Annotated in this window: 16 protein-coding genes; 13 read left to right on the plus strand and 3 right to left on the minus strand. The window is 60.2% G+C overall.

The features are described 5' to 3' along the window. Positions 1–24: 24 nt before the first annotated feature. The 5 genes from RA29_RS10730 to RA29_RS23570 all read left to right on the plus strand — a co-directional run bounded on the left by RA29_RS10730 (position 25) and on the right by RA29_RS23570 (position 4,362). On the plus strand, positions 25–1,086 hold the full coding sequence (locus RA29_RS10730) for an ABC transporter substrate-binding protein (RefSeq protein WP_039685628.1): 1,062 nt from the start codon (positions 25–27) through the stop codon (positions 1,084–1,086). Between the two features lie 4 nt (positions 1,087–1,090). Then, positions 1,091–1,843, plus strand: coding sequence for an ABC transporter ATP-binding protein (locus tag RA29_RS10735; RefSeq protein ID WP_039685630.1), 753 nt, complete (start codon positions 1,091–1,093; stop codon positions 1,841–1,843). Continuing rightward, a complete protein-coding gene (locus tag RA29_RS10740; protein ID WP_052249593.1) occupies positions 1,840–2,592 on the plus strand; it encodes an ABC transporter permease in 753 nt (250 codons plus the stop codon). The genes RA29_RS10735 and RA29_RS10740 overlap by 4 nt, the downstream gene beginning before the upstream one ends. Further along, the gene (locus tag RA29_RS10745) at positions 2,585–3,499 is read left to right on the plus strand and encodes a nucleoside hydrolase (RefSeq protein ID WP_039685632.1); all 915 of its coding nucleotides are present in this window, start codon (positions 2,585–2,587) and stop codon (positions 3,497–3,499) included. Before RA29_RS10740 ends, RA29_RS10745 begins: the two co-directional genes overlap by 8 nt. A 308-nt stretch (positions 3,500–3,807) precedes the next feature. Beyond that, on the plus strand, positions 3,808–4,362 hold the full coding sequence (locus RA29_RS23570) for an ankyrin repeat domain-containing protein (protein WP_241462579.1): 555 nt from the start codon (positions 3,808–3,810) through the stop codon (positions 4,360–4,362). Between the two features lie 138 nt (positions 4,363–4,500). On the opposite strand, the gene trpS is transcribed toward RA29_RS23570, so the two are convergent. Next, positions 4,501–5,523 carry a tryptophan--tRNA ligase gene (gene trpS, locus RA29_RS10755; protein WP_039685634.1) on the minus strand — a complete coding sequence of 341 codons (1,023 nt, stop codon included), beginning with the start codon at positions 5,521–5,523 and terminating at the stop codon, positions 4,501–4,503. Between the two features lie 72 nt (positions 5,524–5,595). Between trpS and RA29_RS10760 the strand changes: the two genes are divergently transcribed. Then, entirely contained in the window at positions 5,596–6,279 is a 684-nt protein-coding gene (locus RA29_RS10760; RefSeq protein WP_039686024.1) for a rhomboid family intramembrane serine protease, read from the plus strand. Here RA29_RS10760 and murJ read toward each other — a convergent pair. Beyond that, positions 6,276–7,814 (minus strand): murein biosynthesis integral membrane protein MurJ, encoded by a 1,539-nt coding sequence (gene murJ / locus RA29_RS10765; protein WP_039685636.1) that lies wholly within the window; start codon positions 7,812–7,814, stop codon positions 6,276–6,278. The genes RA29_RS10760 and murJ overlap by 4 nt on opposite strands. A gap of 325 nt (positions 7,815–8,139) precedes the next feature. Here murJ and RA29_RS10770 point away from each other — a divergent pair, with 325 nt between their 5' ends. The 7 genes from RA29_RS10770 (at position 8,140) to RA29_RS10800 (ending at position 19,445) form a co-directional block, all read left to right on the plus strand. Then, positions 8,140–9,054, plus strand: coding sequence for a jacalin-like lectin (locus RA29_RS10770; RefSeq protein WP_039685638.1), 915 nt, complete (start codon positions 8,140–8,142; stop codon positions 9,052–9,054). Positions 9,055–9,213: 159 nt separating this feature from the next. After that, positions 9,214–10,803, plus strand: a complete 1,590-nt coding sequence (locus RA29_RS10775) for an alpha-glucosidase (protein WP_039685640.1) — start codon at positions 9,214–9,216, stop codon at positions 10,801–10,803. 35 nt (positions 10,804–10,838) lie between these two features. Further along, complete coding sequence (glgB, locus tag RA29_RS10780; RefSeq protein WP_152612987.1) at positions 10,839–12,995, plus strand: 1,4-alpha-glucan branching protein GlgB; 2,157 nt, start codon at positions 10,839–10,841, stop codon at positions 12,993–12,995. A 12-nt stretch (positions 12,996–13,007) separates the two neighbouring features. Beyond that, a complete protein-coding gene (gene glgC / locus RA29_RS10785; protein WP_039685644.1) occupies positions 13,008–14,267 on the plus strand; it encodes a glucose-1-phosphate adenylyltransferase in 1,260 nt (419 codons plus the stop codon). Further along, positions 14,264–15,688: a glycogen synthase GlgA gene (gene glgA, locus RA29_RS10790; RefSeq protein WP_039685646.1), complete on the plus strand. Its 1,425-nt coding sequence runs from the start codon at positions 14,264–14,266 to the stop codon at positions 15,686–15,688. The genes glgC and glgA overlap by 4 nt, the downstream gene beginning before the upstream one ends. After that, positions 15,685–17,817 carry a glycogen debranching protein GlgX gene (gene glgX, locus RA29_RS10795; protein WP_052249595.1) on the plus strand — a complete coding sequence of 711 codons (2,133 nt, stop codon included), beginning with the start codon at positions 15,685–15,687 and terminating at the stop codon, positions 17,815–17,817. Before glgA ends, glgX begins: the two co-directional genes overlap by 4 nt. Then, complete coding sequence (locus RA29_RS10800) at positions 17,814–19,445, plus strand: alpha-D-glucose phosphate-specific phosphoglucomutase (RefSeq protein WP_039685648.1); 1,632 nt, start codon at positions 17,814–17,816, stop codon at positions 19,443–19,445. Before glgX ends, RA29_RS10800 begins: the two co-directional genes overlap by 4 nt. 15 nt (positions 19,446–19,460) lie before the next feature. Here the strand turns inward: RA29_RS10800 and RA29_RS10805 are convergent, their stop codons facing one another. Next, complete coding sequence (locus RA29_RS10805) at positions 19,461–22,184, minus strand: [protein-PII] uridylyltransferase (RefSeq protein ID WP_052249618.1); 2,724 nt, start codon at positions 22,182–22,184, stop codon at positions 19,461–19,463. Positions 22,185–22,216: the final 32 nt, after the last annotated feature.

The following is a 22,216-nucleotide window of genomic DNA, read 5'->3' on the forward strand; positions in this document are numbered from 1 at the left end:
CAAAACCAACAAGGAGTATTTGACATGAAACGCACACTTGCTCTGCTGGCGACAACAGCCTTCGCAGGCCCGGCCTTGGCCGCACCCGAGATGACGTATGAAGAGGCACTGGCCTGCGTCGAACGGGTTGTTCCGGCCCAAAACTACGTCACCAACGATCTGCTGCCATCCGATGCGGACCTTGCCGATATTACGCCCATGGCGGAAACGGTGACCCTGCGTGTTGGCCTGTCTTGGGTGCTCGACGATGGGCAATCCCACTTCTACAACGCGATCGAACAAGGGTTCTTTGCCGACGAAGGTATTGAGGTTGAGTTGGTGCCGGGTGGTCCTGGCAAAAACCATATCCAAACACTTGGTGGCGGGGTCGTGGATGTGGCTGTTGCCTCTGCTGGGTCTTACCTGCCTCGCGCGATCACGTCTCCGACACCGATTGAAGGGATCACTTCGGTTGGCTCTGTGCTCAAAGGCGGTCCAGCAGCCTTTCTGACAATTGATGAAGAGCTGATTGGCAAGGAATTGACGCCACAGGACCTCAAAGGTCGGACCGTGGCTGGTGGACCCTTCCTCGAACATATGCCCATCCTTCTGGATAAGGCCGGTATGGAAGAAGGCGATGTGACGATCATCAAAGCCGGCTTCACGCCCGATGCATTGTTTGCCGGAACAGCCGACTTTTACTTTGGTTGGATTTTCAACCAGACCCGCGCGATTTCGGCGCAAGGGTACGAGTGGAATGCGCTCATGTGGGGTCCGCATGGGTTTGAGGATTTTCCAGATTCCATCGTGATGATGAAAGACACGATTGCCGAGAACCCCGAAGTGGGTGAGCGTTTCATGCGGGCGGTGCATCGCGGCATCGATTTCATGCTGGAAAACCCAGAGGTGTCAGCAGAAGCCGTTCTGAAATATGCCACCGACGCCAAACACCTGACCAAAGAACTGGTGTTGCAACGCTATGAACAGCAGGCCCCGTTGGTGACAAAAGGCGATCTGCGTCTGTTGGAAACGGATTTCTCTGCATGGAATGAAAATACCGCGACCTTGCTGCAATACGGCTTCATGCCAACAGTCGACTGCAGCTAACGACATGTCACCGGCCATTCAGCTCCGCCAGCTTTCCAAGTCTTTTGGAGAGATTGATGCACTCAAGGACATCGATCTGGACATTCAGGAGGGCGAGTTCATCGCCCTGATTGGGCCATCAGGTTGCGGCAAGACTACGTTGCTGCGTCATGTCCTGTCGCTAGAAACCGCAAGTGCGGGCGAAATACTGGTCGGTGGCGACACGCCGGAACGTGTGCGGCGCGAAAACAAGCTGGGCATCGTGTTCCAGCGCGCTGCACTTGTCCCATCCTGCACGTCTTTGCAAAACGTTCAGATGACCCTTGATATTACCGGGGTCGAAACACCGCTGACCCCGGCTGGCCTACTTGATGAGTTCGGCCTTGGCGCGTTCAAGGATCATTATCCGCATCAGTTGTCAGGCGGGATGCAACAACGGGTCAACATCGCGGCAGCGATGGTTCACAACCCGCCGTTCCTGATGATGGATGAACCTTTTGGCGCTTTGGATGAAATGACGCGCGAGTTCATGTGTGAATTTCTGGGTGGGGTCCTGCTCGACAACCCCAAAACCACGGTGCTTGTCACCCATTCCATTGATGAGGCTGTGATGCTTGCGGACCGCATTGTCATCCTTGCCCCGCGTCCGGGCCGGATCAGCGCCATCGTCGACGTTGATTTTCCACGCCCCCGTCGCAGAGATCTGAAAACCCAAAGCGCATTTGGTGAGAAAGTTCTTGAGGTCCGGCGCCTGCTTTATGAGGTCGAAGAGGCATGACAAACGTATCACGCGAACGCTTGGGCTATGTGTTCATGATCGTGTCAGTCCCGATCATTTGGCAATTGGCTGTCACACTCTCCGGGCTTCAGCCATTTATCCTGCCCGGACCGGGAATTGTGTTCAAAACACTTGGCAATGAATGGTCCAACTTTCTGTACCACACCGGCGTTACGATGTACGGCGCGATGGTTGGATACGCCTTTGCAAACCTTTTTGCGATTTCCATCGCGGTTCTGTTTGTCTATCTGCCGTCGGTTCAGACGTTCCTGATGCCTTGGTTTATCGTGATCAAGAACATCCCGTTTGTCGTGATTGCCCCCATTCTGGTCATCACCCTGGGCACAACAAACATGCCCAAGTTCATCGTGGTGTTTCTGGTGACCTTCTTTCCAGTCTTGGCAAACGTGGTGGCTGGGTTACGGGCGGCGGATCAGGTTTTGCTCGATCGCATGCATGTGCTGAACGCAACGCGCTGGCAGATATTCTGGAAAGTTCGCTGGCCGTCAGCCATCCCCTACTACATGGCGGCCCACGAGGTTGCCTTCACCGGATCCATCATCGCAGCCATCGTGGCCGAGTTCTTTTTCTCCCGCACTGGTCTTGGCTACCTGATCGTCACGGCGATGGAGAGTTACCGCGCAGATATCCTGTACGGCGTGACCCTGATCGCGGCTGTGCTTGGCCTTAGCAACTATCTGCTTGTCGTTTGGCTCCGCAAACGTCTTTTGAGGTGGCAGGATGCCTAAGCCAACAAAGATGATCATCGACACCGACCCTGGTGTCGATGATGCGATGGCAATCCTCTACGCGGCGCATGACACGTCCATCGAATTGCTTGGGTTGACGACCGTGTTCGGAAATGTGCCCGTGGAGAAGGCGACACGGAACGCACTTCGGCTGTGCGATTTGGCCGACCTTGAGATCCCGGTGGCAGAAGGCGCTGCAAAGCCAAGCGTTTTTGCGCCGCTTGATCCGGCAGAAGCCGCAAGGATCCATGGAGCTGAAGGGTTTGGGCCCGTGCCACCCGAAACACCACAACGCACGCCCACTGAAGAAGACGCAGCTGACTTCATGGCCAGCATGGCCCGGCGTTATCCCGGCGAAGTGACGCTTTGCGCAATTGGGCCGATCACGAATGTAGCAGAGGCCTTGCGCAGACATGCCGACTTTGTCGACAATATCGCGAAGATCATATTCATGGGCGGCGCGGCGTACGTACCGGGCAATGTAACGCCATATGCAGAGGCAAACACCTATCAGGACCCACATGCGCTTGCAGAGGTACTGGCGTCAGGTGTTCCAACACTTATGGTCGGCTTGGACGTCACGATGCAAACCACCGGTAGCCGGGATGATTTTGCAGAACTTGCACGACGTCACCCTGATCATGGCGGATTTCTCGAAAGAGCATCGGACGCATATATTGGGATATACGAGGCACGAGGCCTCACGGGCTGCGGCTTGCATGATCCGGCAGCTGTCATCGCTTGCGTGAAACCAGATCTGTTTGAAATTACGCAAGAACCCCTTTCTGTGGTTCTCGACGGAGAGCAGGTTGGTCGTACGTTACCCGGTCACGGCAGCGAGGCACAGATTTGCCGGGGGGTCGATGCACCAAAGCTGAAAAAGCGGTTCTTTTCCATGTTTGGATAAGGGCGGCTTATCGCATGCACGTTTTGGCGGCCTTGAGTGTGCCCCACTGTTGAGAGTGTCGCAATTGTCAGTAAATTCTGCGACAGGACCAGTCGCAGATCTCGGGGGCGAAACGCTTGCATCTCTAAGGTTCAAGCCGTTAGCAGCGAAAGACCAGGTCTTGTTCGGGACTGGTTGGCACAAGTGAGCGCCTCCTTCGGTGAATCGCGGCAAGAGCCCAGAGCGACGGATGCTGCACGTCGCCCAGGGGTCTGCTATTTTTCGGTGTTAGAAAAGAGTTGCAGAGATGACCTCGACTGGAGAGAAGTTTGGCTAGAAAAGATTGGTCTAATGCCGGACACCGGCTAGCCGATGATCCCAGCTACAAAGAGCTATGCGAGATCCAAACGCGGCTCAAAAACGGTGAACTAGATCAACTCGAATTTGCGTCGCAGGTGGTGGATGGCTTTCCACTCGAAAGAGACAGCTGTTACGGATCACCTTGGATCGTGCATGCGGTATCAAGTGGGTCACTGCAATCCGTCAAATGGATGATCGAAAAGGGTGTTAATCTGCAGCCTATTTGCACTGATGGTTACCCTCCAGTGATACGTTGCATAGAAGTTGAAGGACCGGAAAAGTATCAAATACTGAGCCTGTTGATCGACGCTGGTGCAGATATCAATGAACGCGGGATAAACGGCTGGACACCTTTACACGTCGCAGCGGTTAGAGACGATGAAGCGTCCATGCGTATACTGCTGGAGGGGGGTGCAGACCGGACCATCACAACCAAAATCGACGATGATGCAACCGCAGAGGAAGAAGCTCGTAACCTTGGCCACAGGAAATCTGCTGATTTCATTGCTGGTTTTGGTTCCTGACTCAAAGCACTCATTGCGTCGGACTCAACAGAATTCAGCTTTGTTCGCTCTAAGGTCATTGATCGGTCGCACACCAAACCTATCCGCCCGCGCTGTGCGAGGCGGATAAGTTTTTTCATCTGCGGGCCTGCAAATCGTTTATGCGCCGACCATACCCACGATTTCGTAGGTGCGCTTGAGGATCGGCTGCGTGATTTCCCGCGCTTGCTCTGCGCCGCGTGCGAGCAGCCTATCGATCTCGGGGACGTCGTTCAGAAGCCGGGTCATTTCGGACGCGATGGGGCTGAGCTTTTCCACCGCCAGCTCGGCCAGCGCCGGTTTGAATGTGCCGAATTGTGCGCCGCCGTGGTCGGCCAGCACCTGATCCACGCTGATGTCTGCAAGGGCTGCGTAGATGTTGACGAGGTTGCGCGCCTCGGGCCGGTCGTCGAGCCCCTTGTATTCCGAGGGCAGGGGCTCGGGGTCGGTCTTGGCCTTGCGGATCTTCTTGGCGATCGTGTCGGCGTCGTCGGTCATGTTGATGCGGGAGGCGTCGGAGGTGTCGGATTTCGACATCTTCTTGGACCCGTCGCGCAGGGACATGACGCGCGTGGCCGCCCCCTTGATCACCGGTTCGGTGATGGGGAAGAAATCGACGCCGTAATCGTGGTTGAACTTGGTCGCGATGTCGCGCGTGAGTTCAAGGTGCTGCTTCTGGTCGTCGCCCACGGGCACGTGCGTGGCGTGGTAGACAAGGATGTCTGCCGCCATGAGGGCCGGGTAGGCAAAGAGGCCGAGCGAGGCGTTTTGCGCGTTCTTGCCCGCCTTGTCCTTGAACTGCGTCATGCGCTGCATCCAGCCCATGCGCGCGACCGTGTTGAAGATCCACGCGAGCTGCGTGTGCTCGGGCACCTGGGACTGGTTGATCAGGATGGATTTTTCCGGGTCCACGCCTGCGGCGATGTAGGCGGCGGCGAGTTCGCGGGTTTTGGACGCAAGCTCGGCAGGATCCTGCCAGACGGTGATCGCGTGCAGGTCGACCATGCAGTAGATCGTCTCGTACGTGCCTTCGTTCTGCATCTCCACGTAGCGTTTGAGCGCGCCGAGGTAGTTGCCCAGCGTCAGACCGCCCGAGGGCTGCATGCCCGAGAACACGCGGGGTGTGAATTGGCTGTCTGACATTGTGGAACCTCTGGGCAAATTTGCGTGGTTGGCTTACCCATGGGGGTAACAAGCGTCAAGCAGGCAGGCCCCATGTCAGAGCAGTATGATCCGAGCCCCGTGAACCCTTTGCCGCCCGCAGTTTGGCTGCTCTTTGCCGCCATTGCGCTGCCGGAGCTGGCGTTTTCGCTGGGGGAGGCGAATTTGATTGGTGGCCCTGCTGCTGTGGGCTGGCGGTTGCAGGCGCTGAATGACTACGGGTTTTCGGGGGAAGCCTTTGATTTCATGCTGGGCAATGGGGTGCTGTTGCCCGAGCATATGCTGCGCTTTCTGACCTATCCGTTTGTTCATGGCAGCCTGACCTCGGCCCTGTTTGCGTGTGTCATCCTGCTGGCCATGGGCAAGATGGTGGGGGAGGTGATGGGCGGTTGGCCCGTGATCCTTCTGTTCGTGCTGTGCAGCGTCTTTGGCGCGCTGGTCTTTGGGCTCTTGACGGATCAGGCGTGGCTGTTTGGGGCTTATCCCAGTGTCTACGGGCTGATTGGCGTCTTTACCTTTCTGCTGTGGCAGAAGCTGGCCGCAACGGGTGGGCCGCAGGCGCGGGCCTTTACCTTGATTGGCGTGCTGATGGGCTTGCAGCTGCTGTTCGGCATGTTTTTCCAGGTGGGCTATGCCTGGGTGGCGGAATTGTCCGGGTTTTGTGCGGGCTTTGCGCTGACGGCTTTTGTCATGCCGGGTGGCTGGACGCGGGTGCTCGCGACCCTGCGGAAGCGTTAGCCGCGGCGGACGGCGCCCTTGATGTCCGACAGGCGCATCGCGCCGATGGCGTGGGCGATGCCGAAGTAACCTGCGCCGCCGACGGCGATGAGTGCCAGAAGTGCGATGTAGCGGATGCCGTCGGTGCCAAGCGCGGGTTTCAGCACGGTGGCGAGGACGCCCAGCAGCACGCCCATGGCGACAGAGGCGGCCATGATGCGGGGCAGGCGCTTGCGGTAGCGGTCGTCGGTTTTGACCACGTCGCCCATGCCGCGCACACCGACGTAGAGGAGCCCGAGCATGGCCCAGCCTGCGGCTGTCGTTGCGATGGCGGGGGCGATCCAGCCGAGGATGGGGGAGAGGCCGATGGCGACAGCGGCGTTGATCACCATGGCGACGAGGGCGAAGTAGAACGGCGTTTTCGTGTCGCCGCGCGCGAAATACTGCGGTTGCAGCACCTTTTGCAGGACGAAAGCGGGCAGGCCCGCGCCGTAGATCGCAACGGCGGTGGCGATGGCGGCAGCGTCGTCTGCGCCTGTTGCGCCGCGCTGGAACAGGACCGACACCAGCGGCAGGGGGATCACCATGAGCGCGACAGCGCTGGGCAGGGTGAGCGCCATCGAGAACTCGGTCGCGCGGGAATAGGCGTTGCGGGCGCCTGCCATATCCTCGGCCTTGAGCCGTCGCGATAGGTCAGGCAGCAGGACGATGCCGACGGCGATACCGACGACGCCAAGCGGCAGCTGGTAGAGCCGGTCGGCGGCGAAGAGCCAGCTTACTGCGTTGTCGTAGTTTGAGGCGACAAGCTGGCCGACGACGAGGTTGATCTGCATGACGCCCGTGGCGAGGGCGGCAGGGACGGCGGTGCGGACCATTTGGGACATGTCCGGCGTCCAGCGTGGCAGGGCGGGTTTCAGGGCGAACCCGGCTTGGGCGGCAGCCCCCCATGTGAGCGCCAATTGCGCAATGCCTGCGACCGGGATGGTCCAGATCAGCCAGGTGATCGCCTCGGCCCCCGTGGCCCAAGCGAATGTCATGGCGGTGATCACCAGGACGTTCAGCAGGACGGGCGCGGCAGCGGCGGCGGCGAAGCGGCCTGTGGCGTTAAGCACGCCCGAGAACAGCGCCGAAATCGACATGAAGAAGATGTAGGGGAACATGATCCGCCCGTAGCCCACGGCGAGGTCGAAGCGTTCCTGTCCGAACCCACCCGCTGTGGCCCAGACAAGGGCGGGCATGAAGATCATGGCAAGTGCCGTCAGAAACAGCGTGACCAGTGCCAGCCCGTTCAGGGCGTCGCGTCCGAATTTCGCGGCGTCCTCGTCCCCTTCGAGTTTGGCCGAGAACATCGGTATGAAGGCGGCGTTGAACGCACCCTCGGCAAAGAAGCGGCGGAACATGTTGGGCAGGCGGAAGGCGGCGACAAAGGCGTCCATGACCGGGCCCGGGCCGATCAGCGACAGGAGCATCACCTCGCGCACGAAGCCGAAGATACGGCTGAGCAGCGTCCAGACGCCCACGGTCAGGAAGCCGGTGATGAGACGGATCGGTTTCATTTGGGATGGGGTAGCGGGCGGCGCGCGCGCGCGCAATGGGCGCTGTCACTTGCAGCTTGTCAGCGTGTCGGCTGTGCCGCGCTGGGGCAGTTGGGTGCAGCAAGGATCAGGCGCGGGGCCTTTTGCGCCGCTTTCAGTGGATCAGAACAAGCAGCCGTCCTCGGCAAAGTCTTCCTGTCCTTGGGGTGGTCAAAGCACCACCGGCACATTTTTTCCCGTAAAACGCGAATAAATCCCGGGGGTCGGTCGTTACCTTTGTGCAAGGCCGACACGGATGTCGGTGCTGACAACGCCAAACGCAGATTAGGAAAAAAGGAGACTTGAAATGAGCATTCAGACAGTTGCCATAGGTGGAGATCACGGCGAGGATTTCGACATTGAACACATCAACTCCATCGGTTTTCGCGCCAGCGATATGGTGGAAGGTGTGCGCATCAACGGCACGTATCATGGCGATGTGCAGGGCAAGGAAACGGTTGTTCTGAACCTTCAGCAGGATGAATACATCAACGAGCTTGTTGTTTACGAAAGCCATGACAAGAAAAAGAACGAGGACCGCATTCGCGGGGTCCAGTTGACGACCAACCTGGGCCGGAGCATCAAGTGCGGGACGTTTGCGGGCCCCAAGCGTGTTCTGAAGAATATCCGGGTGCTGGGTATCGGTGGCAATGCGGGCCACATGCTGTTCAAGCTGCGCGTCTACCACATCTCGGACTACGTGGAATCGGCTGTGGTCGAGACAGGGGTGTTTGCCGTGACCAATGTCATTCCGCAGGGCCAGACCTATGAACGGCTGGTGTCGAGCCGGGTGGCCCGGATGGACAGCACGCGCCTGTTCTTTGAGACGGTGACGAGCGTGACGCAGACAAGTGAGGCGGGTGTCGCGTTGGGTGAGTTTTCTGCCCGGGCCAGCACGACCTTTGGCCTGACCGTGACCACGCAGGCCGAGTTCAACTCGGTCGTCGAAGAAGAGCGGGAGCAGAGCGAGAAGATCACCTATGCGCCGCCTGCGAACCATGTGGGCATCGAGGTGGTTGTGATGGACGTGTTTGAGGCGAAGGATGGGACCATCTGGTTCTTCCCGACCTCCGAGCCGAACATCATTTCTGCTGCCGTGTCAGGTGATAGTGTGATCACCGCCGATCTTTATGACATGACCGGGGTACTGGAGTTGCACCTGCCGTACATGTCGGGCCAGACCTTTGACTACGACAGTTTCGCCAAACGTATTGCGGCGTGACCTGAGCCTTTTTCACCATTTCATTTTAGCACTTTCGAGGCCCCTGCTGATGGCGGGGGTCTTTTTTCGTGTGCGTGAATCATTTGCGTTATGGGCGGCTGGCCCGTATCAAAGCGCTTTGAGTGTTAGTGCTAACATCTGGCAATAGGGGCTTTGACGATGGCAGACGGACAAGACTGGTGGCGCGGGTCGGTGACGTATCAGATCTATCCCCGATCCTTTATGGACGCGGATGGGGATGGGATTGGCGACATCAAGGGCATCATGGACCGGCTGGAGCATGTGGCGTCGCTGGGCGTCGATGCGATCTGGCTGAGCCCTGTGTTTCCGTCGCCTATGGCGGACATGGGGTACGATGTTTCGGATTATCTGGACATTGATCCGAGCTTTGGCACGCTGGCCGAGTTTGATGCGATGGTGGCGAAGGCGCATGCGCTGGGCCTGAAGGTCATTATTGATCAGGTGCTGAGCCATGCGTCGGACCAGCATGCCTTGTTTACCGAGAGCCGTCAGAGCCGGGATAATCCGAAGGCGGACTGGTTTGTCTGGGCTGATCCGAAGCCGGATGGGACGCCCCCGAATAATTGGCTGTCTATCTTTGGTGGACCGGCGTGGACGTGGGACTCGCGGCGGCGGCAGTACTACATGCACAACTTCCTGAAGGAGCAGCCGGATTGGAATTTCCATAACCCGGAGGTTCAGGATTACTTGCTGGATTGTGTCCGCTTCTGGTTGGAACGTGGAGTGGATGGGTTCCGGTTGGATACTGTGAACTTTTATTTCCACGATGACCTGTTGCGCGACAATGCGGCGAACCCGTCGGACTGGGCACAGGATGCGGTGCGGCCGTTCGAGATGCAGTACACGCTGTTTTCGAAGAACCGGCCGGAGAACCTGGTGTTTCTGAAGCGGTTGCGGGCGTTGTTGGATGAGTATGATGCGCGCACTATGGTGGGTGAGGTGGGGGATAGCCACCATGCTATTGATATTATGGGGCAATATACCTCGGGTCATCGTCTGCACATGGCCTATAGCTTTGAGATGTTGGGCCCGGATTTCAGCCCCAAGCATTTCCGTGAGCGGATTGAGGCGTTCTTTCGCGATGCGCCGGAGGGGTGGCCGTGCTGGGCGTTTTCCAACCATGACGTGCCGCGCCATGTGGGCCGCTGGTTGGCGCATGGGGTGGATCAGGATGCGCTGGCCAAGCAGGCGGCGGCGCTGCTGCTGAGCTTTGAGGGGTCGATCTGCATCTATCAGGGCGAGGAGCTTGGGCAGGTGGATACTGTGCTGCGCTTTGATGAGTTGACCGACCCCGAGGGCATCAATTTCTGGCCGGAGAAGACGGGCCGAGATGGCTGCCGGACGCCGATGGTGTGGGAGGCGGATGCGCCGAATGGTGGGTTTAGCCAAGCCAATCGCACATGGTTGCCGGTGAAGGAGCCGCAGCAGGCGCGGGCGGTGTCGGCGCAGGGCGAGAATTCGGTGCTGGCGTTCTATCGCGAGATGTTGGCACTGCGCCGCGGGTCTGAGGATTTGCGGGCGGGCAAGACGGTGTTTCTTGATCTGCCGGAACCCGTGTTAGGGTTCAAGCGTGGAGAGAACATGATGTGCCTGTATAACCTGTCGCCTGAGCCTGTGAGCGTGGAATTGCCCCATGCGGTGACGTCTGTTCTGGATCAGTCGGCGGAGGTGGATGGCGTGCAGGTGACGCTTGGCGGCAGCGGGTTTTTGATCGGGCGCATTGACTGATGGGTGGGGCGGAGACCAAGATACTGCCGCCCCATATGACCCAAGGGGACGTTGATGCGTTGCTGGAGGCCTGCCACGACCGCCCCTTTGATGTGCTTGGTGTGCACACGACCGATGGGGTGACGTGGTGTGTCGCGCTGGTCGTGGATGCGACAGCTTTGATGGCGACTGGCGGGGCCGACGCCGTGTCATTGCCGCGCCTTGAGGGGCCGCTTTTTGCAGGGCCCGTTCCTGATGCTGCGACCGCGCATCGGTTGACTGCCATCTATGCCGATGGGGTGGAGTGGCAGTTTGACGATCCCTATCGCTTTGGGCCGGTGCTGACGGATGTGGATCAGTATCTGATTGGTGAGGGTTCGCACCGGCAGTTGTGGCAGGCGCTGGGCGCGCATGTCACCGAAATGGATGGCGTGGCCGGTACGCATTTTGCCGTCTGGGCGCCGAATGCTGTGCGGGTGTCTGTCGTTGGCGACTTCAACGTCTGGGACGGGCGGCGGCATTCGATGCGGCGTGTGGGCGAGACCGGAGTTTGGGAGATCTTTCTGCCCAGTTTGGGTGAGGGCGATCTCTATAAGTATGAGATTGCGCCACGCGAGGGTGCGCCGTTTCTGAAGGCTGACCCCGTGGGGTTTGGGGGGCAGCATCCGTCTGAGACATCGTCGGTTGTGCGGGACATTTCGGGTTATGGCTGGGACGATGCGGAGTGGATGGCGTCGCGCGGTGCGCTTCAGAGCCGGGACAGGCCGATTTCCATCTATGAGGTGCATCTGGGGTCTTGGCGGCATACCGCAGACGGGCGCAGGCTTAGCTACAAAGAACTGGCTGTTGAGCTGGTGGAGTATGCCAAGTGGATGGGGTTCACTCATCTGGAGTTTCTGCCGATCAGTGAGTTTCCCTTTGACGGGTCTTGGGGGTACCAGCCGCTTGGCCTGTATGCCCCGACCATCCGCTTTGGCCCGCCGCACGAGTTTCGCGATTTGGTCGAGGCCGCGCACAAGGCGGGGCTGGGGGTCATCCTCGACTGGGTGCCGGGGCATTTTCCGTCGGACGCCCATGGGCTGGCGCAGTTTGATGGCACGCATCTGTATGAGCACGCCGACCCGCGCGAGGGGTTTCATCAGGACTGGAACACGTTGATCTACAATTACGGGCGGCGCGAGGTGAAGAACCACCTGACGGCCAACGCGCTCTATTGGTTCAAGGAATACCATATCGACGGGCTGCGCGTGGATGCGGTGGCGTCGATGCTTTACCGCGATTACTCGCGTGCTGACGGTGAGTGGGTGCCCAACAAGGATGGTGGGCGCGAGAATTACGAGGCGATTGATTTCCTGAAAGAGATGAACACCGTTTGCTATTGTGAGGTGGATGGGATCATGACCGTGGCCGAGGAAAGCACCGCCTTTCCGGGTGTGTCGACGCCGGTGGACGCGGGCGGTTTGGGCTTTGGCTACAAGTGGAACATGGGGTGGATGAACGACACCCTGCGGTACATCGAAAAGGACCCCATTCATCGGCAATACGATCATCATCTGATGACCTGCCCGATTGATTATTCATTCTCGGAAAACTTTGTGCTGCCGATCAGCCATGACGAGGTGGTGCATGGCAAGGGGTCGATGATTGCCAAGATGCCGGGCGACGAGTGGGAGAAGTTTGCGAACCTTCGCGCCTATTATGGGTTCATGTGGGGGCATCCGGGTAAGAAGCTGCTGTTCATGGGTTGCGAGTTTGGGCAGTGGGCTGAGTGGAACCATGATGCGGCGCTCGATTGGGATGCGCTGCATGGGGATCGGCAGAAGGGGTTGCAGACGTGGGTGCGTGATCTGAACCATGTCTACCGCGACACGCCTGCCCTGCATCGGCGGGATTGTGATCCGTCGGGTTTTGCATGGATCGCGAATGATCCGGAGCACTCGCTGACTGCTTTTGTGCGGATGGGTGAGGATGGTGATCCGCTTGTGGTTGTCGTTTGTAATTTCACGCCGGTGGAGCGTCAGTGGCGCATTGGTGTGCCTGCTGAGGGGGTATGGGCCGAGGTTCTGAACAGCGATGCGGCCGTTTATGGCGGTGGAAACCGGGGGAATGGGGGCGCCGTGCAGTCTCAGGCGGGAGAGTGGGACGGGTTGCCGCAATTTGTGGACGTCACGGTGCCGCCTTTGGCGACGGTGATGTTCCGACATGACGAATAGGGAGGACTGGATATGGTGGACACGACACGGCTGTCGCAGCGGTCGATGGCCTTTGTGCTGGCGGGTGGGCGCGGGTCGCGCCTGAAGGAATTGACCGACCGGCGGGTGAAACCGGCGGTGTTCTTTGGCGGCAAGACGCGGATCGTGGATTTTGCCCTGTCCAATGCTGTGAACTCAGGCATCCGGCGCATGGCGCTGGCGACCCAGTACAAAGCGCATTCGCTGATCCGGCACTGCCAGCGGGGGTGGAGTTTCTTTCGGGCAGAGCGGAATGAGTTTCTGGACATTCTGCCTGCGTCGCAGCGAGTGTCGGAAGAGATGTGGTATCGGGGGACTGCCGATGCTGTGACCCAGAACATCGACATCGTCGATAGCTATGACATTGAATACATTGTCATTCTGGCGGGCGATCACATTTACAAAATGGATTACGAGGTGATGCTGCGCCAGCATGTGGAGCAGGGGGCGGATGTGACCGTGGGCTGCCTGACCGTGCCGCGCGAGGAGGCGAGTGCCTTTGGTGTCATGGCGGTGGATGAGACCAGTCGCATCACGTCTTTTCTGGAAAAGCCTGCTGATCCGCCGGGGACGCCGGAGGATGCGACCAAGGCGTTGGCGTCGATGGGGATTTACGTCTTTAGCTGGAAGTTTTTGCGTGAGTTGCTGATTGCGGATGCCGCTGATCCGAATTCGAGCCATGACTTTGGGCATGATTTGATCCCGGACATTGTGAAGAACGGGAAGGCTGCGGCGCATCGGTTTGATGACTCATGTGTTCGGGCCGACGGCGCGCCGAGTTACTGGCGCGATGTGGGGACACTGGACGCGTTCTGGGAAGCCAACATTGATCTGACGGATTTCACGCCGGAGCTGGATTTGTGGGATCAGCAGTGGCCGATCTGGACCTATTCCGAGAGCGCGCCGCCTGCGAAGTTCATCCATGATGAGAAGGACCGGCGGGGCGTTGCGATCTCGTCCATGGTGTCGGGGGGCTGCATCATTTCGGGGACCGAGGTGCGCAATTCGCTGCTGTTCACTCAGGTGCATACCAATTCCTATGCAGTGCTGGATCATTCGGTGGTGCTGCCGAATGTGGTCATCAACCGGTCGGCCCGGTTGCGGAAATGCGTGATTGATCGGGGGGTGGAGATCCCTACGGGGCTGGTTGTGGGGGAGGACCCGACAGAGGATGCGAAGTTTTTCCGTGTGAGCGAGAAGGGGACGACCCTGATCACCAAGGAGATGGTGGACGCTTGGCAGGCGGCGCAATGACACAGGTTCTGTCCGTTGCGTCCGAGTGCGCGCCCTTGGTCAAGACCGGGGGCTTGGCGGATGTGGTGGGCGCTTTGCCGGGGGCGCTGGCGCCTTTGGGTGTCGACATGCGGACTTTGCTGCCGGGCTATCCTGCGGTGATGGAAGCGTTGGAGGGTGCTGAGACCGCCGCTGAGTTCACCGGCCTTTTTGGCGGGGATGCGCGGCTGTTGTCGGGGGATGCTGCGGGGCTGGACCTGTTCGTGCTGGATGCGCCGCATTTGTATGACCGAGCGTCCGGGATTTACCTGAATGACGATGGCGTCGATTGGCCGGACAATCCGGAGCGGTTTGCGGCGTTGTGCCGGGTCGCGACGGATGTTGCGGCGGGGGCGCTGGGCACGTGGCGTCCCGACGTCGTGCATTGTCATGATTGGCAGGCGGGGTTCGTGCCCTATTACTTGAAGCGCGATGGGGTGGATGTGCGCAGCGTGCTGACCATTCACAACATCGCTTTTCAGGGGCTGGTGCAGATGGAGGCGGCCAAGGATCTGGGCATTGCAAAGGCGGACCTGACCCGCGAGGGCGTGGAGTATTGGGGGCAGATTTCAGCGCTCAAGGCCGGGTTGCTACATGCGGATCGGTTGACGACCGTGTCCCCGACCTATGCCCGTGAATTGATGACGCCGGAGTTCGGCATGGGGCTGGATGGTGTCCTCCAGACCCGCAAGGCGGAACTGTCGGGTATTCTGAATGGCATTGATCTGGACGTGTGGTCGCCGGAGGTGGATGACCATATCCAGACGTACACGGCGCCGAAGGGGAAGGCCGCGAACAAGACCGCGCTGCGGGCCGAGTTTGGGTTGCCGGAGGCCGATGGGCCGCTGTGCGTGGTGGTGTCGCGGCTGACGGCGCAGAAGGGTCTGGACCTGTTGCTGGATGCCTTGCCCGCACTGCTGGATCGCGGCGGGCAGTTGGCGCTGCTTGGGTCGGGTGATCCGGCGCTGGAGGGGGCCTTTGCCAGTTTTGACCATCCCGGCGTGGCGGTTCGGATTGGCTATGACGAGGCGCTGTCACATCGGATGATGGCCGGAGGCGATGCGATCCTTGTACCGTCGCGGTTTGAGCCCTGTGGGCTGACGCAGCTTTATGGCTTGCGCTATGGGACCTTGCCCGTGGTGGCGTTGACCGGGGGGCTGGCCGATACAGTCATTCCCGCCACGCCTGCCACTATGGCAAAAGGTGTCGCGACGGGCCTGCAATTTCACCCTGTTACGGCGGATGCGCTCTCAAACGCGTTGATCCAGCTTTGTGACCTTTTCGCCGCGCCCAAGCTGTGGTCAAAGATGCAGCGAAACGCGATGGCGCAGCCAGTGGGGTGGGCGCCGTCGGCTGCGGCCTATGCTGCGCTGTATGACGACCTGGTGAAGGCTGCTGAATGACACCATTCCAACTGAGCGCAGGCCGCCCGCATCCCCTGGGCGCCACGTTCGACGGCGAGGGCGTGAACTTTGCCGTGTTTTCGCAGAACGCAACGCGCGTGGTGCTGTGCCTGTGCGACGATCAGGGGCGCGAGGTGTACCTTGTCGATCTGGCCGAGCGTGAGGGGCATATCTGGCACGGCTACATCGCCGGGCTGCGGCCCGGGCAGCAATATGGCTACCGGGTGCATGGGCCCTATGCCCCGCGTGAGGGGCACCGGTTCAATCCCTACAAGCTGCTCATGGACCCCTATGCCAAGCGGTTGAGCGGTCATGTGCAGTGGCATGATGCGCTGTATGGGTATGAGATTGGGCATGCGGATAGGGATCTGAGTTTTGATGCCCGCGACAGTGCGCCATACATGCCGCGGTCGGTTGTGGTGGACCCCGCCTTTACCTGGGGGCGGAACGAGCAGGTGCGGTTGGAGACGCCGTGGTCTGACACGGTGATTTACGAGGCGCATGTCAAAGGGTTGACCGCGCAGCGTGGGGACATTGCCCATGCGGGCAAGTTTCTGGGGATGGCGTCGGATCAGATGCTGGAGCATTTGACCGATCTGGGCGTGACGGCGATTGAGCTGTTGCCCGCACAGGCCGCGGTAGATGATCGGTTTCTGGTCGATAAGGGGCTGAGCAACTACTGGGGCTACATGACCTACGGGTTCTTTGCGCCCGAGCCGAAGTATCTGAGCGACCACGACATTTCCGAGTTCCAGCAGATGGTGGCGCGGTTCCATTCCGCCGGGATCGAGGTGATCATGGATGTGGTGTACAACCACACGGCCGAGGGTGATCAGCGCGGGCCGACGCTGAGTTTCCGGGGCTTTGACAACGCGAGCTATTACCGGCTTGCGGAGGACCGGCGGTACTATGTCGATGATACCGGTTGCGGGAACACGCTGGATCTGGATCATCCGTTTGTGCTGCGCATGGCGATGGACAGCTTGCGCTATTGGGTGGAGGTCATGCATGTGGATGGCTTCCGCTTTGATCTGGCGTCGAGCCTTGCCCGGACCTCTGGCGGGTTTGACCGGGATGGGCCGTTTTGCAGGGCGATCCGGCAGGATCCGGTGCTGAACAAGGTGAAGATGATTGCAGAGCCTTGGGATGTTGGGCCGGGGGGCTATCAGTTGGGTGCCTTTCCGTCGCCGTTTACCGAGTGGAACGACAAGTATCGCGATACTGTGCGCCGGTTCTGGCGCGGGGATGCCTGCATGATCCGGAAGCTGGCGGGGAATGTGACCGGCAGTGCCTTGCGCTTTGACCATGATGGGCGGCCTGCCACGTCGTCCCTGAACTTCATCACGGCCCATGACGGGTTCACGTTGATGGATACCGTCAGCTACGCGGCCAAGCACAACGCGGCCAATGGCGAAGACAATCGCGACGGGCATGATCACAATTGTTCGGACAATTGCGGGGTTGAGGGGCCGACGGATGATCCGGCTATCATGGCGCTGCGTGCGCAGCGGCGGCGGAATATGCTGGCGACGCTGATGCTGAGCCAGGGGACGCCGATGATTTTGGCGGGCGATGAGTTGGGGAATTCGCAAGCTGGCAACAACAATGCCTATTGTCAGGACAATGAGATTGGCTGGGTGAATTGGGACGAGGCGGACCCGGATTTTCTGGCCTTCTGTCGTCAGATCATTGCGTTCCGCAAATCTAGCCCGATCCTGCGCCAGAAGCGGTTCTTGCATGCGGGCAAGCGGGCCGTGGATGGCAAGCCGGATGTGTTTTGGCGCAAGGCCGATGGCACCGCGATGCTGGATGAGGATTGGCAGCGGCCTGAGTTGAAGTTCCTTGGCGTTGAGATGCGCATGGCCCGTGGCACGCCTGCTTATGAGCCGCGGCTGGGGGCGATTTACCTGCTGTTCAATGCGGGTGAGAAGACCGTTGCGGCCCTGCCCGAGACATTGCCGGGTCATCGCTGGATGCGCGTCATTGATACCTCGGGTCAGGTGGCCGAGGCTGTGCGTCCCGGCGCTGTGTCTGTCGCGCCCAACAGTGTTGTGGCGTTGGAATTGTGCCCTGTGGACGGGATGTCCGAGGGCGAAACCGATTTTCAAAACAGAAAGATTGAAGCATGAGTATTCAAACCGTTCAGACCACCCCGATTGCGGGGCAGAAGCCCGGCACAAGCGGGCTACGCAAGAAGACCGCCGTGTTCATGGAGCCGGGGTATCTGGAGAATTATACGCAGGCGATTTTTGACGGCATTGGTGGCGTTGAAGGCAAGACGCTCGTTGTGGGCGGTGATGGCCGGTACTTCAACGATGTGGCCATCGGGACGATCCTGCGCATGGCGGCGGCGAATGGGGCGGCCAAGTGCATCGTGGGGCAGGGTGGGCTGTTGTCGACCCCGGCGGCCTCGCACCTGATCCGGAAGCGTGAGGCTGATGGTGGCTTGATCCTGTCGGCCAGTCACAATCCTGGTGGGCCGAAGGCGGACTTTGGGCTGAAGTATAACGGGCCGAATGGCGGGCCTGCGACCGAGGGCGTGACGGAGAAGATCTTTGCCCGGACGCAGGAGATTGACGCCTACCGCATTCTGGATGGCGGTGAGGTTGATCTGGGCGCGTTGGGGGATAGCGCGCTGGGCGACATGCAGATCGAGATTGTTGATCCTGTTGCCGACTATGCCGAGCTGATGGGTGAGCTGTTTGATTTCGATGCCATCGCGAGACTGTTCAAGGGCGGGTTCCGGATGTGCTTTGACGCCATGCACGCGGTGACCGGTCCCTATGCGCATGAGATTTTGGAGAACCGGCTGGGCGCGCCTGCTGGCACCGTCATGAACGGGGTGCCGAGCCCGGATTTTGGCGGGGGGCATCCGGACCCGAACCCGGTCTGGGCCAAGGCGCTGATGGACATCATGTACGCCGATGATGCGCCGGATTTTGGGGCGGCCTCGGACGGTGATGGTGATCGCAACATGATTGTGGGCGCGCATTGTTACGTCAGCCCCTCGGACAGTCTGGCGCTGCTCGCGGACAAGGCTGATCTGGCGCCGGGCTATGCCGGTGGTCTGGCCGGGGTGGCGCGGTCTATGCCGACCTCTGCGGCTGCGGATCGGGTGGCTGAGGCCAAGGGGATGGCCTCTTTTGAGACGCCGACGGGGTGGAAGTTTTTTGGCAACCTGCTGGATGCCGGGAAGGTGACGCTGTGCGGTGAGGAGAGTGCCGGGACCGGGTCAAACCATGTGCGGGAGAAGGACGGGCTTTGGGCCGTTCTGTTGTGGCTGAACATTCTTGCCAAGACGGGCAAGTCGGTGTCTGAGCTGATGGCGGATCACTGGGTGAGCTACGGGCGGAACTACTATTCGCGCCATGACTATGAGGCGGTGGATTCTGACGCTGCGAATGATCTGATCGCCAATCTGCGCGGGCGGTTGGGTGACTTGGCCGGGCAGACTGTCGGAGACCTTACGGTGTCGGGGGCAGACGAGTTTTCCTATGACGATCCGGTGGATGGCTCGACATCCTCGGGGCAGGGTATCCGCATCTATTTCGAGGGCGGCGGGCGCGTTGTGTTCCGTCTGTCGGGCACGGGCACGGATGGGGCCACATTGCGCGTCTATCTGGAGCAGTTGGAGACCGATGCCGCTGCGCTGGGTAAGGACCCGCAAGAGGCGCTGGCGGGTATCATTGCTGCCGCCGATGCGTTGGCCGAGATCAAGGTGCGCACGGGGCGCGATGGGCCTGATGTGATCACTTGATGTGCGTATGGGCGGCTAGTCTGCCGCCCGTTCCGCCCCTTCGATGATCGCGGCGCGCAGCTTTTTCTCCAGCGTCTTTTGCTTGGATTCTGAATAGTATTTCAGGCCGAACATGTCCTTGACGTAGAAGGTGTCGACCACCTGTTCGCCATAGGTCGCGATGACTGCGTTCGCGATATAGACGTTGCTCGCCGCCAGCGTGCGCGTCAGGTCGTGCAGCAGGCCGGGGCGGTCGCGGGTGTCCACCTCGATAATCGTGTAAATGTCGGACCCTTCGTTGTCGAAGGTGATGTGGGTCGGTACCCTGAACGCCTTTTCGCGTTTCTTGACCTTGTCACGGTCCTTGATTGCGTCGCGGGTGACCACTTCGCCCGCAAGCGTGCGTTCGATCATCTTACGCAAGCGGGGCAAGCGGGCGGCGTCATAGGGATTGCCGTCCGCGTCTTGAATCCAGAAGGCATCGGTCACGAAGCCGTCTGATGTGGTGTAGCTGCGCGCGTCGACCACGTTGGCGCCGACCAGAGCCAGCGCGCCGGTGAGCCGGGCAAAGATGCCGGGATGATCCGGCATGACAAAGCAGGCGCGGGTGGCATCGCGGTCCTCGTCCGGGTGCAGGTCCATGACGATTTCGTTTTCGCCGATGTCCTTGAGCAGCTTGGCAAAGACGACATGGGCTGTGACATGCAGGCCCTGCCAATAGGCGTCGTAGTGGCGCGCGACCTCGGTTTGCAGATCCCTTCGCGCCCAATCCGCCAGTTCGGCGCGGAGCGCTTTCTTGGCTTCCGCCCCGCGATTGTCGCGCGTGAGCGCCTCCATCCCGTCCTCAAGCGCGCGGCGGGTCTGACGATAGAGCGCGCGGATCAGCACGGCCTTCCAGTTGTTCCATGTATTGGGGCCGACGCCGCGGATGTCGCAGACGGTCAGAACGCACAGCAGGTCTAGCCGTTTGACCGTCTGCACCGCCTTGGCAAAGTCGCGGACAGTGCGCGGGTCGGCGATGTCGCGTTTCTGCGCCATGTCGGACATCAGGAGGTGGTAGCGCACCAGCCATTCGACTGTGTCGACGTCTTCCTGTTTCAGTCCCAGTCGCGGGGCGACTTTGCGCACGATCTGTGCGCCGAGGATCGAGTGATCGTCGGGCCGACCCTTGCCGATGTCGTGTAGAAGGAGCGCGACGTAGAGCACCTTGCGGTTCACGCCCTCCTTGAGGATCGAGGAGGCGACGGGCAGGTCCTCTTCCAGCTCGTCGCGTTCGATCATCGCAAGCTGGGCGATGCATTGGATCGTGTGTTCGTCCACTGTGTAGGAGTGGTACATGTTGAACTGCATCATCGCGACGATGGGTTCGAATTCGGGGATGAACGCGGCGAGCATTCCCAGCTCATTCATGCGTCGCAGGGCGCGTTCGGGGTTGCCGTGTTTGAGCAGCAGGTCGAGGAAAATGCGCTGCGCCTCGGGGTTGGTGCGCATGTCGTCATCGACGAGGTGCAGGTGTGATTTGATCAGACGCATGGCGTCGGGGTGGATCAACATGCCTGTGCGCAATGCTTCTTCGAAGATACGCAGCAGGTTCAGCTTGTCCGCGAGGAACTCGGCATCGTTGTCGATGGCGAGGCGGTTGTTGATGACCTGATAGCCCGCCTTGGCCCGCGGCTTGCGCTTGAAAAGGCGGTCGAGCAACGGTTCAGCCTTGAGGTGGTCGGCCTCCAGCTTGGTCAGGAAGATGCGCGTCAGGTCGCCCACTTCGGTGGCGTGCAGGAAGTAGTCCTGCATGAACTGTTCGACCGCGCGGCGGCCTGCCTTGTCCTCGTACCCCATGGCGTCGGCCACGGCGACCTGCATATCGAAGGTCAGCTGTTCCGTCGCCCGGCCCGAGATCAGGTGCAGGTGGCAGCGGGTGGCCCAGAGGAAATCCTCGGCCGCGACGAAGGCGTCGAATTCCTCGTCCGTGAAGAGGCCCAGAGGCACGAGTTCGGCGGCGTCGTGGACCTTGTGGATGTACTTTCCGATCCAGAACAGCGATTGCAGGTCACGCAGCCCGCCCTTGCCTTCTTTCACGTTGGGTTCGACCACGTAGCGTTGTCCTTGGCGTACGTGCCGCGCGTCCCGTTCGGCCAGTTTGGCTTCGATGAACTCGCGTTCCGTGCCTTGAAAGAGGTCGGTGCGCAGCTTGGCGTCGAGCTCGTCGGCCAATGCCGCATCGCCGAAGAGGAACCGGTGTTCCAGCATGGCGGTGCGGATGGTGAAATCCTCGGCCCCGAGGCGCAGGCAATCGCGGACCGTGCGGCTGGAATGGCCGACTTTCAGCTTGAGGTCCCAGAGGATGTAGAGGGTCGTTTCAATGACGCTCTCAGCCCAGGGGGTGATCTTGTAGGGCGTCAGGAACAGCAGATCGACGTCGGATGCGGGCGCCATTTCGCCCCGCCCGTACCCGCCCACTGCCAGCACGGCGAGCCGTTCGCTGTTCGTGGGTGTGGGGTTGGGGTGCATGAGCGTTTGCGCGGTGTGCAGGGCGGCATGGACCAGGCAATCGGTCAGGTAGGTGTAGGCCTGCGTGGTGGGCCTTGCGGCGAAGGGATCGGCGCGAAAGGCTGCGGCGATGGCCTCGCGCCCCGCTTTTTGCGCGGCTTTGAGGTGCGCCACGACCGATGAACGGTCTGGGTTCGTTGCCAGCAGATCATCGAAAGCGCCGCCATCGAAGATCTCGGTGGCGGCGCAGATGAGGTGTATGTCAGGCATATCGGGTGCCTGAAGGGCGGTGTCGCTCACGG

Source organism: Tateyamaria sp. ANG-S1, assembly GCF_000814025.1.
Taxonomy (GTDB): Bacteria; Pseudomonadota; Alphaproteobacteria; order Rhodobacterales; family Rhodobacteraceae; genus Tateyamaria.